Origin of the sequence: Novosphingobium sp. 63-713, from assembly GCF_001898925.1 — a bacterium.
Lineage (GTDB): Bacteria > Pseudomonadota > Alphaproteobacteria > Sphingomonadales > Sphingomonadaceae > Novosphingobium.
Window position 1 is genome coordinate 73,139 of sequence record NZ_MKVS01000048.1, and the last position, 14,546, is coordinate 87,684.

Genomic DNA, 14,546 nt, shown 5'->3' on the forward strand with positions numbered 1-14,546 from the left:
GCACAAGCCGCGTTTCGATCAAGCCCTGCGCATAACTCCATAAGCCTGTTTACAGCTTGTGGAAAAGACGTTTTGTTCGGCCCATTTTGAAACAGTGGTGATCCGCTTTACAGAGAATCAACAACTTGTCCTGCCGGACTGATCCACACGAAACTGCCGTCATGCCCAGCTTTATGCGCCTTTTCATTAAACGCCTTGGCTGCCGCTTCGGTTTCAAACGGGCCGACCAGCACGCGATTGGTGCGCCCCCAATCGGAAATCGAGGGCTTCTGTCCCTTGAACAATTCCCCCTCGGCGCGCTGCAATTTGCGCCAGTCATAGAGGATGCGCTCATTGTCGCGCCCTGCGGCGATCTGGACCCAGATGCGGCTGGGATGCTGGGGCGGCGCGGCCTCCTTGACCTTTTCGGCCTCCCGCGCCTTCTCAACCTTGTCGGTCTTCTCGGCCAGCTTCTTTTCCTTCGCCTTTTCCGCCGCCTTCTCCTTGGCGCTCAACACCACAGGAGCGGGCGTCGGCGTAGCGGCGGGGGTTGGCGCCGGGGCAGGCGCGCTATGCGCAGGCTGGATCTTGCGAATGTCCACCGCGCCGCTGGCCGGGACGGTCGTGGTCGAAACCTTGCCGAAATCCTCGAACAATTCGGCAAAGCTGGGCTTCTTCCCCGCCGCCTTGCCGCCCGCCTTGGCCACGGCCGGCTTGACCGGCGCAGGCGCAGGCGTGACGGGCGCAGCGCGGACAGGCGCGGGCCTGACATTCGCGACCGCCATCGGCGCGGCGCTGACCGGCGCGGAAACGGCAGGTTGCGGCGCCTGCTCAACCACCGCCACCGCAGGGCGCGGCGCGGGATCAAGATCGCCATCCACCGTGGCCACCTGCGGCGCGCGGGCGGCGCTGCGCGACAGGTCGAAACTCGACACGGCCGCAGGCGTGCTGGCCAAAGGCGCGGCCGGGCGGGTTTCCACCACGCGCGCCACCGGGCGCGGCGCGGGCGTGGCAGCGGCCAGTTCGACCGGGGCCGCAGGCGTATCCACCCGTGAAGGTTTGGGATCGGGCGGCGCGGGTTCGCCGCGCGGCGGTAATTCCTCATTGGCCCTGCGCCCGGCGGATTTCGCGCCAGCCTTGGGCGCGGCCTCCGCCTGCGCCAGACGTGTGCCCAAAGGCTCGCCCGCCGGAACCAGCCCCTGATCCACCGCGCCCTGCCCGGCAAAGCTGGGACGCTTGAGATGCTGGCTGGCGATATAATCGGCTATGCGGGCGTTCTCCTGCCCGATCTGCGAAGGCTGCGGGAAAAAGCCCAGATTGGCCGCCGCCGCCTGCTGCGCCGGGGTCAGCTTGCGCATATAGCGCAGATAGGGCGCCATGGCGGCGGCCATTTCGGGCGGCATGGTCGAATTGGTGATCGCCACCGCCTCTTCCTCGCGGCCCATGATCGCAAAGGCAAAGGCCCGGATGCGCCAAGCCCCGCGATCCTGCTTTTGCAGCAGCGGCGCCAGCACGGTTTCCACCGCGCGCCGGTCGCCCATGATCGCCAGACTGAGCGCCAGACGCCGCGCCGCCTCATCCCCCGCGCCTGCGGCCAGAGCCTCGCGGTAATAGCGCTGCGCCGTCACATTGTCGGACACCAGATCATAGGCCAGCCCGCGATCGGCAATCTGCTCGCCCGTCAGCATCCCGGCCTTGGCCGCATCCTCAAACAGGCCTAGCGCGGTCACCGGGTCCTGCATCCGCATCCGCGCCGAACCAAGGCTGGCCATCACGCGCGGCTGATAGGGTTGCAGACGGTCGGCACGGCTGAGAAATCCGATCGCGGCCTGCGTATCGCCCAGCGCCAGCGCCGATTCGCCAGCCTGCAGCAAAGCCTCGACATCGCGCGGGTTGCGGCCCAGCCGCGCCAGCGCCGCCGACATGGCGCGATTGGGGTCCATGCCCTCGCCCTGCACGACGGGAGTACTGATCGACCCGCCCTGCGCCCATGCCATCGGTACAGCCAGCACCGAAGCCCCGGCCAGCAAGACACAGGCCAATCCCGACCGCAAATGTCGCGGTTCAGGCCATACTGCGCTCATCTCGCCGCGCCCTATCAACCGGGCAGACAAGGCCCGCCCGGTCCCTTTCATCACTGGTTGTTCTGACGCCCAAGGAAGCGCGGAATGTTGATCGAGCCGCCTTCGTCGCCGCCATCCTCATTGTCATCGCGGCGGCGGGCCGACAGGTTCGCCATCCGTTCAAACAGTGTCCCTGCCGAACGCGGCGCGGGGGCGGGCTGGGGCGCCTCGGGTACGATCTGACGGCGGCGCGCTGCGGCGGGCGCCTCGTCCTCGTCGACCAGACGGCTTGCATCGAGCAGCAATTCGTCCCGCTTGGGCGCGGCCGGGGCCTGAGCCGGAATTTCCGCATTGCCCAGCGCGCCCAGATCAAGCGGCTCCTGCGACGGAGCAGGCGCAAAAGGAACCGGCTCCTGCACCAGCGGCGAGAAGCCCACCGGCTCGGCAGGCGCGGCCGCCGGAGCGGGCGCGATGGGCGTGAACACGGCGGGCTGCGCCGGCGGGGCATAGGCAGGCGCCGGAGCCTGGGCCACAGGCTGGGCCTGAACCGCCTGCGGGGCAAAACCGGGCCGGGCCGGGCCGCGCGCGGCCTGAAGGCTGAAGGGGCGCGAGGCTTCCTCGGCCTGAGTCGCGGTCTGCTCGATGCCGGTGGCCACCACCGAGACGCGGATCTTGCCCTGAAGATCGGGGTTGAACGCGCTGCCCCAAATGATGTTGGCATTGGGATCGACCAGCTCGCGAATGTGGTTCGCGGCCTCGTCCACTTCAAGCAGCTTCATGTCATCGCCGCCGATGATCGAGATGATGACGCCCTTGGCGCCCTGCATCGACACGCCATCGAGCAGCGGGTTGGCGATCGCCTTTTCGGCGGCCTCCAGAGCGCGGTTCGGGCCTTCGCCCTCGCCCGTGCCCATCATCGCCTTGCCCATTTCGGCCATGACACTGCGCACGTCGGCAAAGTCAAGGTTGATGAGGCCCGGCATCACCATCAGGTCGGTGATCGAGCGTACGCCCTGCTGCAACACTTCATCGGCCAGCTGGAACGCTTCCTTAAAGGTCGTTTCCGCCTTGGCCACCAGGAACAGGTTCTGGTTGGGGATGACGATCAGCGTATCGACATGTTTTTGCAGCTCTTCGATGCCGCTTTCGGCGCTGCGCATCCGGCGCGTGCCTTCAAACAGGAACGGCTTGGTCACCACACCCACGGTCAGCACGCCCTTCTTGCGCGCCGCCTCGGCAATCACGGGGGCCGCGCCGGTGCCGGTGCCGCCGCCCATGCCGGCCGCGATGAAGACCATATGCACACCGTCCAGCAGACGGTCGATTTCAGCCAGCGTTTCCTCAGCCGCCGCGCGGCCCACCTCGGGGCGCGAACCGGCGCCAAGGCCCTGCGTGATGTCGGGGCCAAGTTGGATGCGATGTTCGGCGATGGAATTGTTCAACGCCTGGGCGTCGGTATTGGCCACCACGAAATCGACGCCCTCAATTTCGGCGCGGATCATGTTGGCGATGGCGTTGCCACCGGCGCCGCCCACCCCGATCACGGTGATCCGGGGACGCAGTTCCTCAACGGTGGCGGGGCCAATATTGATGCTCATTGCCTTCTCCTGCCGGGTGCGTAATCCGATTTAAAGGATCGGCACCGTATCGAGCGAAATTGCACATATCCAAGCCGCGAAGCAAAGCGTTTGCGCCATTTGTCCACAGAACTGCGACGTTTTGCGGCGTCATCCTATCAGAAATAATCGCGCATCGCGTGGAAAAACCGGGTCAGCACGCCCAGCCCCGCCCCCGCGCCCCGCCCGCCGCGCGACGGACCGATGGTGCGGATGTCCTGCGGATCGGAGGAGGCATAGAGCGCAAGGCCCGCCAGCGTCGAAAAACCGGGCGTGGCATGGGCCTCGGGCAGGCCTTTGAGCAGGCCGTTGGCGGGCCGCCCGATGCGCACCGGCCGCCCCAGCGCCCCTTGCGCAAAGTCGGCCAGACCCGCCAGTTCGGCACCGCCGCCGGTAAAGACCACCTGCGCGCCCTTTACTCCGGAAAAGCCCATCTGTTTCAGGACTTTGGAAATCTCGTCCATCAATGTCGAAAGCTGGGCGGTGATGATGCTGATGAGTTCGGCGCGCGGGATGCGGTTTTTCTCATCGGCATGGCGCGCCAGTTGGCCGGTGAATTCCTCGCCCGGGCCATGAACGGGAATCATCTCGCGGTGGTCGGCCGGGCTGGCGATGGCCGAACCGTTGACGCATTTGAGGCGTTCGGCCTGAAACCGGCGAATCCCCAAGGCCCCGGCGATCGCATCGGTAATATCGCCCGAACCCATCGGAATCGTGCGCAGCTCCAGCAACATTCCGGCGATATGAACCGAAACCGTCGTCACTTCGCCGCCGAATTCGACCAAAGCCACGCCCAGTTCACGCTCTTCCTGCGACAGACAGGCCAGCGCGGTCGCCATCGGGCTGGCCACCACCGCCTCGACATCGAGATGGGCGTTCTGCACCGATTCCGTCAGATTGCGCACCGGCGCGCCATCGGCCAGCATCACATGAATATCCACGCCCAGACGCTCGGCATGCAGCCCCTTGGGGTTGGTCACGCCATGCGCCCCGTCCAGCGTGTAATGCGCCGGGCTGGCATGCAGCACCATCCGCCCCTCGGGCTGGATCACCTCGCGCGCGCCGATCAGCAGCGACTGGATATCATCCGCCTCGATCCGCCGCCCGCCGATCTCGTTTTCGACATGGGCGATCCTGCTGGCCAGACCTGCGCCCGAACAGCCCACCCAGACGCCCGAAACGCTGGTATTGGCCATTTTCTCGGCCCGCTCGATGGCGTCGCGCACGGCGTAGGTGGCCGCAGGCATATCGACGACATAGCCGCGTTTCACCCCCTGCGCCGCGCGATGCGCGCTGCCCAGCACCATCAGGTCGCCATTTTCCGCCCGCCCCGCGATCAGCGCGGAAATGCGGAAAGAGCCAATATTGACCGCGCCAAACACGCGGGCGATGCGCGGGACGGGCATCAGTGCTTCTCCCCGGTCTTGGCATGCGGCTTGGCGGTGGGCTTGGCAGCGGGTTTGGCGGGCGTTTTTGCCGCTTCCTTATGGGCCGTTTTCACCGGCTCCCTATGCGCAGGCTTGGCTGCCTCCTTATGCGCCGCCGGTTTGGCCGCAGCCTTGAGGATCGCTTTCACCGGGTCCTTGTGCATTTCCTTCGCCGCAGGTTTGGCGGCGGATTTCGCGGTCGGTTTCGCGGTCGGTTTCACAGCGGTCTTGGCCGGTTCCTTGTGCAGCAAGGTCTTGGGTTCGGATTTCGGTTCAGGCCTGGCCGAAGGTTTCACGACCGGCTTGGCCGCTTCCTTCTCCACCGCCTTGGGTGTTTCCACCTTGGGCGTCTCGCTCTTGATGGCCACCGCCTTGGCCGCCACCGCTGCGGCCACGCCCGCCGCCGCCGCGCCCGCCACCGGCGCGCCGCCCGTTGCCAGCGAGGCGCCCGGATTGGCCGGGTCCACATCGCCGCGCATCCGCATATACATCCGGTCGCCCGTGCGCATGTCAAAAGCCAGCACGCGCCCCCCGATCAACTGGTTCGTGCCATCCATCCGGGCAAAGGCCTGCAGCGCCTTGGCCCCCGCCTCCACGCCCTCGGGCAAGGCCAGCGTCTGGCCGCTCTTGAAGGTCAGGTTCCAGCGGCGATGGCCGACCCATTCAGCCTCGGCCACCTGACCGCGCAGCGCGGGCGCAGCCTCCAGCAGGCTTTCCAGCGCCGCCATCTGCCCCTCGGCCCCCGCGCCCGCCAGCACCAGCAGGCCGCCGATGCGGCCCGGGCTGATACCCTGCAATTCATGGCCGGTGGCGTCGATCAGCACGAAACTGTCGCTGCCATCCTCATTATGCTGCTTGAGCACCGCCTGCGCCTTGCGCTCGGTGATGTCGACGATCAGCGTGTCGGGCAATTGCCGCGAGATCCGCGCATCCTCGACCCAGCTCAGCGTCATCAGATCCTGCCGGATGCCCTCAAGATCGATCCGCGTCATCGCCTGCCGCCCCTGCTGGCCCAGCACGCGCTCGTAAACCTTCTGCTCGTTCAGCTTCTTGACGCCGTGGATTTCCACCCGGCGCACCGCAAACCCGGCCTGCGTGGCAAGGCTTGCCGCGCGCTGTTCGGCCAGCGAGGGCACCCCCGCCAGCCCCGCCACCACCCAGAGCAAGACCCCCGCCGCCGCCAGAATCAGCACGAGGAAGATCTTGTGAAGCTGCGCCTCGGAAATGGGCAGCATCGCCATCACCTGATCCATCAGCGATCCGGTACGCGCGCGGGCGGCCTCCACCTTGCGGGCGGATTGGGCCTTGGCGGCCACCTTGCGGGCGCTGGCGCCGCCCCGGCGGATGGTCTGGCTCATGGCTTAAAGCTTTCCGGCGTCCTTCAGGGCTTCTTCGATAATCGCTTCCACCAGGGTTTCGTAATCCATGCCCAAATAGCGCGCCTGTTCGGGCACAAGGCTCAAAGGCGTCATCCCCGGCTGGGTGTTGATTTCGAGCAGGAAGAGGCCATCAACGCCCTTCTCATCATCCCAGCGGAAATCGCTGCGGCTGGTGCCCTTGCAGCCAAGGATCTGATGCGCGCGCAGCGCCAGTTCCTTGCACTTTTCCGCGATTTCCTCGGGGATCTGCGCGGGACAGACATGCTCGGTCAGACCATCGGTATATTTGGCGTCGAAATCATAAAAGCCGGTCTTGGGCTTCAGCTCGGTCACGCACAGCGCCCGATTGCCCATAACAGCCGTCGTCAGCTCCAGCCCGCGAATGAAAGGCTCGGCCATCAATTCGTCAAAATGCTGCCACGGACCTTCGACATCGCGCGCAATCGGATTGCCGTAATTGCCGGTGTCGGTGACGATGGCCACGCCCACGCTCGACCCCTCGGCGGCGGGTTTCAACACATAGGGGCGCGGCAAAGGATCGCCCGCATACAATTCGGCGGCCTTCACAATCCGTCCGCCCGGCATCGGAATGCCATGCGGCACGAGGAACTGCTTGGTCAGCTCCTTGTCAATCGCAATCGCCGAAGTGGTCAGCCCCGAATGGGTGTAGGTCAGGCCCAGCAGGTCCATCATCCCCTGCACCGTGCCATCCTCGCCCGGCGTACCGTGGAGCGCGTTGAACACCACATCGGGCGCGGCCGCGGACAAAACCTGCGCCACATCGCGGCCCATATCCACCCGCGTCACGCGATGCCCCCGCGCTTCCAGCGCCTTGGCCACACCCTCGCCGCTCATCAGCGAGACGGGGCGTTCCGACGACCAACCGCCCATCAGAACCGCGACATGAAGTTTGGGGATGCTCACTTTTCGTTACCCACTCGCTTGATTTCCCATTCCAGGCTCACGCCCGACTGTTCCTTGACCCGGCGCCGAACTTCCTCGCCCAGCGCCTCGATCTCCGCGCTGGTCGCCTCGCCGGTGTTGATGAGGAAATTGGTGTGCTTTTCGCTGACCTGCGCCCCGCCCAGCGTCAGGCCCCGGCAACCGGCGCGGTCCACCAATTCCCATGCGCGCGCTCCATCCGGGTTCTTGAACGTGCTGCCCCCGGTTTTGGAACGCAAAGGCTGACTGGCCTCGCGCGATGCGCTGATGCGGTCCATCTCGGCCTGAATGGCCTGCGCCTCGCCCGGCACGCCCTTGAACCGCGCAGCCACCACGATTGAGCCATCGACCAGATCGGAATGACGATAGCTATAGTTCAACTCGTCCACCGGCAAAGTGGCGATCTCGCCGCTGCGGATCACCACGTCGCAATCGACCAGGATGTCCTTGACCTCGCGCCCATAGGCCCCGCCGTTCATGCGGACAAAACCGCCCACCGTACCGGGGATGCTGCGCAGAAATTCAAGGCCGGCAATCCCGCAATCGCGCGCGGTGCTCGACACCAGAATGCCCGATGCCCCGCCGCCGCATTCCAGCGTCAGCGGCTCAACCTCTGCTACCCGCGCAAAGGCCTTGCCCAGCCGGATCACCACACCCGGCACCCCGCCGTCGCGCACGATCAGGTTCGACCCCAGCCCCAGCGCCATAACCGGCACAGGCGGCGGCAAAGCCTCAAGAAAAGCGCAGAGATCGGCGGTATCCTTGGGCTCAAACAGCCATTCCGCGCATCCGCCGCTTTTGAACCACACCAAAGGGGCCAGCGGCGCGTTGGCCGTCAGCTTGCCGGAAACCTTGATCTGGCCGACCTGCGGAAACATCAACCCGCCTTTGCCTTAGCAATCGCATCGGCAAGGCCCGCCGCCCATTTGGTGATATCGCCCGCGCCCAGGCACACGACCATATCGCCCGGCTGCACCTGCGCGGCCAGCGCCTGCGCCAAAGCCTCGGCCCCGGCGATCAGATGCGCGCTGCGATGCCCGCGATCCTTGATCCCCGCCACCAGCGCGGCTGAATCCACGCCCTCAATCGGCGCCTCACCCGCCGGATAGACGGGCGCGGCATAGACGATATCGGCATCGTTAAACGCGGCGGCGAAATCATCCATATGGTCGCGCAAACGCGTGAAGCGATGCGGCTGGACCACGGCGATGACGCGGTTCTGCACGCCTTCACGAGCCGCTGCCAGCACCGCGCGGATTTCGACCGGATGGTGGCCATAGTCGTCGATGATGGTCACGCCATCCACCTCGCCCACCTTGGTAAAGCGCCGCTTGACCCCGCCGAATTTGGCGAAACCGGTGCGGATGATCTCTTCCGACACGCCCATTTCCACCGCGACCGCCACAGCGGCCAGCGCGTTCTGGACATTGTGGCGCCCCGGCATCGGCAATTCGATGCCCTCGATCCGGCGGAAGCTGCCATCGCGCTGGCGCAGCACGGCGGTAAAGCGGTTGCCGCCCGGATAGGGGGTCACCGCCTCGCCGCGCACATCGGCCTGGGCGGAAAAGCCATAGGTGATGACCCGGCGGTCGCGCACCTTGGGGATGATCGCCTGCACCACCGGATGGTCGATGCACAGCACAGCCGCACCGTAAAAAGGCACGTTTTCAATAAATTCGACAAAGCTCGACTTCACCTTGTCGAACGAGCCGTAATGGTCGAGATGCTCCGGGTCGATGTTGGTGACGACCGCAATCGTGCCGTCCAGCCGCAGAAACGAACCGTCGCTCTCGTCGGCCTCGACCACCATCCAGTCGCTCGCGCCCAGACGCGCGTTCGAACCATAGGAATTGATGATCCCGCCGTTGATGACCGTGGGGTCCACCCCGCCCGCATCCAGCAGCGCGGCCACCATCGAGGTGGTCGTCGTCTTGCCATGCGTGCCCGCAATCGCCACCGTGCTCTTCAAACGCATCAGTTCGGCCAGCATTTCGGCCCGACGCACCACCGGAATGCGCGCCTCAAGGGCGGCCACCACTTCGGGGTTCTCGCGCTTCACCGCCGTGGAGGTCACGACCACCGCCGCATCGCCGACATTCTCTGCCGCGTGGCCGATCATCACCTTGATGCCGCGCTTGCGCAATCCTTCGACCACATAGCTTTCGGCAATGTCGCTGCCCTGCACGCTATAGCCCAGATTGGCCATCACCTCGGCAATGCCCGACATGCCGATGCCGCCGATGCCGACAAAGTGAATCGTACCAATATCTGTCGCTACACCCTTCACGCAATCTGCTCCTTGAAACCCGTTTCGGCCGCGTGCCCCACGCGGATCACATCCATCAAGGGGGCCTGCCCAAATCCTTCGACCAGATCGGCCAGATCGGTCGCGGCATGCGGCCGCCCGCAATTCCACGCCGCATGGGCGGCATTGGCCAGCGCCTCGGGGCTCTTGGCAATCGCCTGAATTTGCTTGGCCAGTTCGACGGCGGTGAATTTGTCCTGCCGGATCGAACGCGCCCCGCCCGCGGCCACCATCTCGCGCGTGTTGGCGGCCTGATGGTCATCGGTGGCAATGGGCAGCGGGATGAGGATCGCGGGGCGCCCCACCGCCGTCAGTTCGGCAATCGTGCTGGCCCCGGCGCGCCCGATAAACAGATGCGCATCGGCCAGACGCTCGGCCATATTCTCGAAATAGGTGGCAAGGTCGGCCGGAATGTCATGCCCGCGATAGCGCTCGCGCACCGCGTCAATATCCTCCGGGCGGCATTGCTGGATCACCTGAAGCCGCGTGCGCAGCGCCGTCGGCAGCATCGCCAGACCATCGGGCACCACCTCGGACAGCACCCGCGCGCCCTGCGACCCGCCCGTCACCAGCACGCGCAGCAAGCCATCCTCACCAAACGCTGGGAAAGGCTGATCGCGCAGCTCCAGCACTTCCTCACGCACCGGATTGCCCACCAGCGCCACCTTGTCGGCATATTTGGCGTCCAGCCGGTCCACTTCAGGGCAAGCCGTGGCAATCGCCTGAACCCGGCCAGCAAGGAAGCGGTTGACCCGCCCCAGCACCGCATTCTGTTCGTGGATCACCGCCGGAATGCCCGCCGACGTGGCCGCCAGCAGCGCGGGCAGCGCCGGATAGCCGCCAAAGCCGATCACGCAGGCGGGCGCAAAGCTGTCAAACAGACGCAGCGCCATCGCCCGCCCGGCCCAGATCGCGCGCAGGCCCTTGATCCAGGCGATCGGGTTCTTGCCCTGCAACCGCCCGGCGGGCAGGACATGGGCGGTCAGATAATCGGGCTTGCCGGGGATCGCCGCCCCGCGCTCATCCGTAATCAGCGCCACATGATGGCCGCGCGCGTGCAATTCGGCCGCCAGCGCAAAGGCCGGGATCAGATGCCCCCCGGTCCCCCCGGCGGCCAGCACATAGTGACGCGAAACTCTCGATTCGTTCTGATGGGTCATTTGAACAGGCTCAGGATCGCAGGATGCCCTTTGGGAGCAAAGGGATCGCGTTTCAGATAGGGGTTGCGCCGCGTGATGGCCAGCAGGAACCCGACATTGAGGCACAGCGCCAGCGTCGAGGAACCGCCATAGGAGATCAGCGGCAGGGTCATGCCCTTGGACGGGAAAAGCTGCAGATTGACAAGGATGTTGATGAAAGCCTGCCCGCCCAATTGCGCGACCAGCCCGCTGGCCGCCAGCACGGTGAACAGATCCTCTTCATCCCACAGCCGCAGCAGCACCCGCGCCACCACCGCGAAATAGAGCACCACCACCAGCGCGCACATCAGCAGCCCGAATTCCTCGCCGATGACCGAGAAGATATAGTCGGTATGCGCCTCGGGCAGGCCCAGTTTCCTGGTGCCCAGCCACAATCCGCTGCCCGTCCATCCGCCCGCCACCAGCGTGTGGCGCGCCAGATCCACCTGGTCAAAGGCCGTGCCGCCGCCAAGGAAAGCGTCGATGCGGTGGCGCCCGTTTTCATAAAAGGCATAGGTCAGCCCGATCAGCGCCACGCCGCCGCCGATCACCCCCATCACCCAGCGCACCGGCAGGCCCGCAATCAGCATCATCACAAACCACACCGCCGCAAACAGCACCGCCGAGCCGAAGTCAGGCTGCATCATCAGCAGCGCCCCCACCAGCCCCATGATGCCGGTACAGATCAGCATCACCGGCATACGCGGATCGCGCAGTTTCCAGGAGATCACCCAGGCCAGCGTGATGGCAAAGGCAGGTTTGAGGAATTCCGAAGGCTGCAAGGAAATGCCCAGATTGAGCCAGCGTTTCGCGCCATTGACCGTCGTGCCCACAATCGGCACCAGCATCAGCGCGACCATCATCGCCACGCCCAGCACGATGCCGCAGCGCCGCGCCATATCGCGGTTCATCCGCGAGGCGCCCAGCATCGCCACCAGACCCAGCGCCTGCCAGCGGATATGCTGAACAAAAAAGTGCAGATCATCCAGCTTGACCTTGGCCGTCGAGAGGCGCCGCGCGCTGGCGGGACTTGCCGCCGCCACCGCCAGCGTGCCCAGCGCCATCAGCGCCAGCACCAGAACCAGCAGCACCCGGTCGATCTCGCGCCACCACACGATCCAGTCGGTGCGCCGCGTCTTGCGCTGCTTGGCGCCCCCGCGCGCGCCCGGAACATAGCGGGCCGGGTCCTCATGCGGCAGGCTGGCCATCAACCATCTCCACCTTCCGGTGCGGTCAGCACCTCGACAATCTGGCGAAAAGCCTCGCCGCGCGCTTCGTAATCGCGAAACTGGTCGAAACTGGCGCAGGCGGGCGAAAGCAGGACGATATCGCCCGGCGCCGCCGCCTCACGCGCCAGACGGATCGCCTCGCACATCATCTCGGCGCGCGCGACCGGCATATAGGGATCGAGAATCTCGGAAAAACGCTGGCCCGCATCGCCGATCGTATAGGCCGCGGCAATATTGCCGAACCATGGCGCGCATTCGTCCAGATCATCGCCCTTGGGCAATCCGCCGCAGATCCAGTGGATGCGCTTGTGCCCGTCGACCGGCGGAAAGGCCGCCAGCGCGGGCGCGGTCGAGGCCGGGTTGGTGGCCTTGGAATCGTTGATGAAGGTGACGCCGTCCGCCTGCCCCACCCGCTCCATGCGGTGCGGCAGGCCGACAAAGCTCTTCAGCCCCGCCTCGATGGTGGCATCATCCACCCCCAGCGCTCGCGCGGCGGCGACGGCGGCCTGCGCATTGGCGCGGTTGTGCGGGCCTTGCAAGGACGGCCAATCGGCCTGCGAACCGGGCAGATCCACCCCGTCGATAAACTGGAAAGGCTGGCCCTCGGGCGCGAAACGCAGGATGTCATCCTCCATCTCGGCGGCATAATCGATGATCGCCAGATGGCCCATCGCCTGCATCCCGAACAGGCGCGCCTTGGACGCGACATAGCCGGTATAGCCCTCGTCATAACGGTCCAGATGATCGGGCGAGAGGTTGAGGCACATGGCCACCTCGCAATCGAGGCTCTGCGTCAGGTCGATCTGATAGGAGGACAGTTCGAGGACATAGACCCCGACGCCCTTGCCATTTGGCGTCAGCGCCTCCTGCCCCAGAATGGGCAGGCCGATATTGCCCCCCATCAGCACCGGCACGCCCGCCTGTTCAAACAGATGGCGCGTCAGAGCCGTGGTGGTCGATTTGCCGTTGGTGCCGGTAATGCCCACCACCTTGTGCGGGGGCAGCCATGCGCGGCATTGCGCAAACAATTCGATGTCGCAGATGAGCGGCGCCCCGCCCGCGCGCGCGGCATCCGCGATCGGATGGCGGTTGATCGGCACGCCGGGCGAAACGACCACGCCGTCATAGCCCTTGAGATCGGCCGCGACCGGATCGGCAAAGCTCAGCCGCCCATCCTCCACCGCTTGGGCATGGGCGGCGGCGGCGGCGGCGCGCGGCTCCTCCTTGGCGTCCCATGCCATCACGGCGGCCCCGCCCGCCAACAGCGAGGCCAAAGCCGCCTGCCCGCTGCGCGCCAGACCCAGCAAGGCATAGCGCTTGCCCGCAAAGGCCCCGGTCGAGGCGGGCGCGGTAATCATCGCACCTTCAGCGTCGAAAGGCCGATCAGCGCCAGCACGATCGACACGATCCAGAAACGGATCACCACGGTGGGCTCGGCCCAGCCCTTTTGTTCAAAGTGATGGTGGATCGGCGCCATGCGAAACACGCGGCGCCCCGTGCGCTTGTACCAGAACACCTGCACGATCACCGACACCGCCTCCAGCACGAACAGGCCGCCCACGATGCCCAGCACGATCTCATGATGGCTGGCCACGGCAATCGCGCCCAAGGCCCCGCCCAGCGCCAGCGAACCGGTATCGCCCATAAACACCGCCGCCGGGGGCGCATTGAACCACAGGAATGCCAATCCGCCGCCCATGATCGCGGCACAGAAAATCGCCAGATCGCCCGCGCGCGGCACATGGGGAATGCCCAGATATCCGGCATAGTCAACGCGACCCACCAGATAGGCGATGATGGCAAACGTGCCCGCCGCAATGATGACCGGCATGGTGGCCAGCCCGTCCAGCCCGTCGGTCAGGTTGACCGCATTGCCCGCGCCCACGATGACAAAGGCGGAAAACAGGAAATAGATCGGCCCCAGCGGCACATAGACCTTGCTGAAGAAGGGCAGATAGAGATCTGTCTTGCCGATATGGGCGACCATGATCCAGCTGGCCACGCCCGCCACCAGGAATTCGCCGATCAGGCGCGCCTTGCTCGACACACCCGCCGTCGAACGCTTCTTGACCTTGTCATAGTCGTCAAGAAACCCGATCAGGCCAAAGCCCGCCGTCACCGCGATGCACGCCCAGACCAGCGGATTGGACAGATCCATCCACAGGAACACCGAACCCATCAGCGCAATCAGGATCATCAGCCCGCCCATCGTAGGCGTGCCGCGCTTGGCCAGATGGGTCTTGGGCCCGTCCTCGCGGATCGGCTGCCCCTTGCCCTGCTTCATGCGCAGCATGTCGATAAAACGCGGCCCGATCACCAGACCGATCAGCAGCGCCGTTGCCAAAGCCGCGCCCGCGCGAAAGGTCTGATAGCGGATCAGGTTGGCCAGACCCGGAAAATGAAACCATTGGGCAAGCAGATAGAGCAT

Annotated in this window: 11 protein-coding genes; all 11 read right to left on the reverse strand. The window is 65.6% G+C overall.

Going from position 1 to position 14,546, the window contains the following annotated elements:
* Window positions 1–107: 107 nt before the first annotated feature.
* Window positions 108–2,063: an SPOR domain-containing protein gene (locus tag BGP00_RS22735; RefSeq protein WP_292691758.1), complete on the reverse strand. Its 1,956-nt coding sequence runs from the start codon at window positions 2,061–2,063 to the stop codon at window positions 108–110.
* Window positions 2,064–2,113: 50 nt separating this feature from the next.
* On the reverse strand, window positions 2,114–3,640 hold the full coding sequence (gene ftsZ, locus BGP00_RS22740; protein WP_168602264.1) for a cell division protein FtsZ: 1,527 nt from the start codon (window positions 3,638–3,640) through the stop codon (window positions 2,114–2,116).
* Between the two features lie 137 nt (window positions 3,641–3,777).
* The gene (gene ftsA / locus BGP00_RS22745) at window positions 3,778–5,064 is read right to left on the reverse strand and encodes a cell division protein FtsA (protein WP_168602263.1); all 1,287 of its coding nucleotides are present in this window, start codon (window positions 5,062–5,064) and stop codon (window positions 3,778–3,780) included.
* A complete protein-coding gene (locus BGP00_RS22750; RefSeq protein WP_292691761.1) occupies window positions 5,064–6,443 on the reverse strand; it encodes a cell division protein FtsQ/DivIB in 1,380 nt (459 codons plus the stop codon). Before BGP00_RS22750 ends, ftsA begins: the two co-directional genes overlap by 1 nt.
* Before the next feature lie 3 nt (window positions 6,444–6,446).
* Window positions 6,447–7,388, reverse strand: a complete 942-nt coding sequence (locus BGP00_RS22755; protein ID WP_292691763.1) for a D-alanine--D-alanine ligase — start codon at window positions 7,386–7,388, stop codon at window positions 6,447–6,449.
* Complete coding sequence (murB, locus tag BGP00_RS22760) at window positions 7,385–8,284, reverse strand: UDP-N-acetylmuramate dehydrogenase (RefSeq protein ID WP_292691765.1); 900 nt, start codon at window positions 8,282–8,284, stop codon at window positions 7,385–7,387. Before murB ends, BGP00_RS22755 begins: the two co-directional genes overlap by 4 nt.
* Window positions 8,284–9,693, reverse strand: a complete 1,410-nt coding sequence (murC, locus tag BGP00_RS22765; RefSeq protein ID WP_292691767.1) for a UDP-N-acetylmuramate--L-alanine ligase — start codon at window positions 9,691–9,693, stop codon at window positions 8,284–8,286. The genes murB and murC overlap by 1 nt, the downstream gene beginning before the upstream one ends.
* A complete protein-coding gene (gene murG / locus BGP00_RS22770; RefSeq protein WP_292691769.1) occupies window positions 9,690–10,871 on the reverse strand; it encodes an undecaprenyldiphospho-muramoylpentapeptide beta-N-acetylglucosaminyltransferase in 1,182 nt (393 codons plus the stop codon). Before murG ends, murC begins: the two co-directional genes overlap by 4 nt.
* Window positions 10,868–12,097, reverse strand: a complete 1,230-nt coding sequence (locus BGP00_RS22775; protein WP_292691771.1) for a putative peptidoglycan glycosyltransferase FtsW — start codon at window positions 12,095–12,097, stop codon at window positions 10,868–10,870. The genes murG and BGP00_RS22775 overlap by 4 nt, the downstream gene beginning before the upstream one ends.
* Window positions 12,097–13,476, reverse strand: a complete 1,380-nt coding sequence (gene murD, locus BGP00_RS22780) for a UDP-N-acetylmuramoyl-L-alanine--D-glutamate ligase (RefSeq protein ID WP_292691773.1) — start codon at window positions 13,474–13,476, stop codon at window positions 12,097–12,099. Before murD ends, BGP00_RS22775 begins: the two co-directional genes overlap by 1 nt.
* Window positions 13,473–14,546: a phospho-N-acetylmuramoyl-pentapeptide-transferase gene (mraY, locus tag BGP00_RS22785; protein WP_168602256.1), complete on the reverse strand. Its 1,074-nt coding sequence runs from the start codon at window positions 14,544–14,546 to the stop codon at window positions 13,473–13,475. Before mraY ends, murD begins: the two co-directional genes overlap by 4 nt.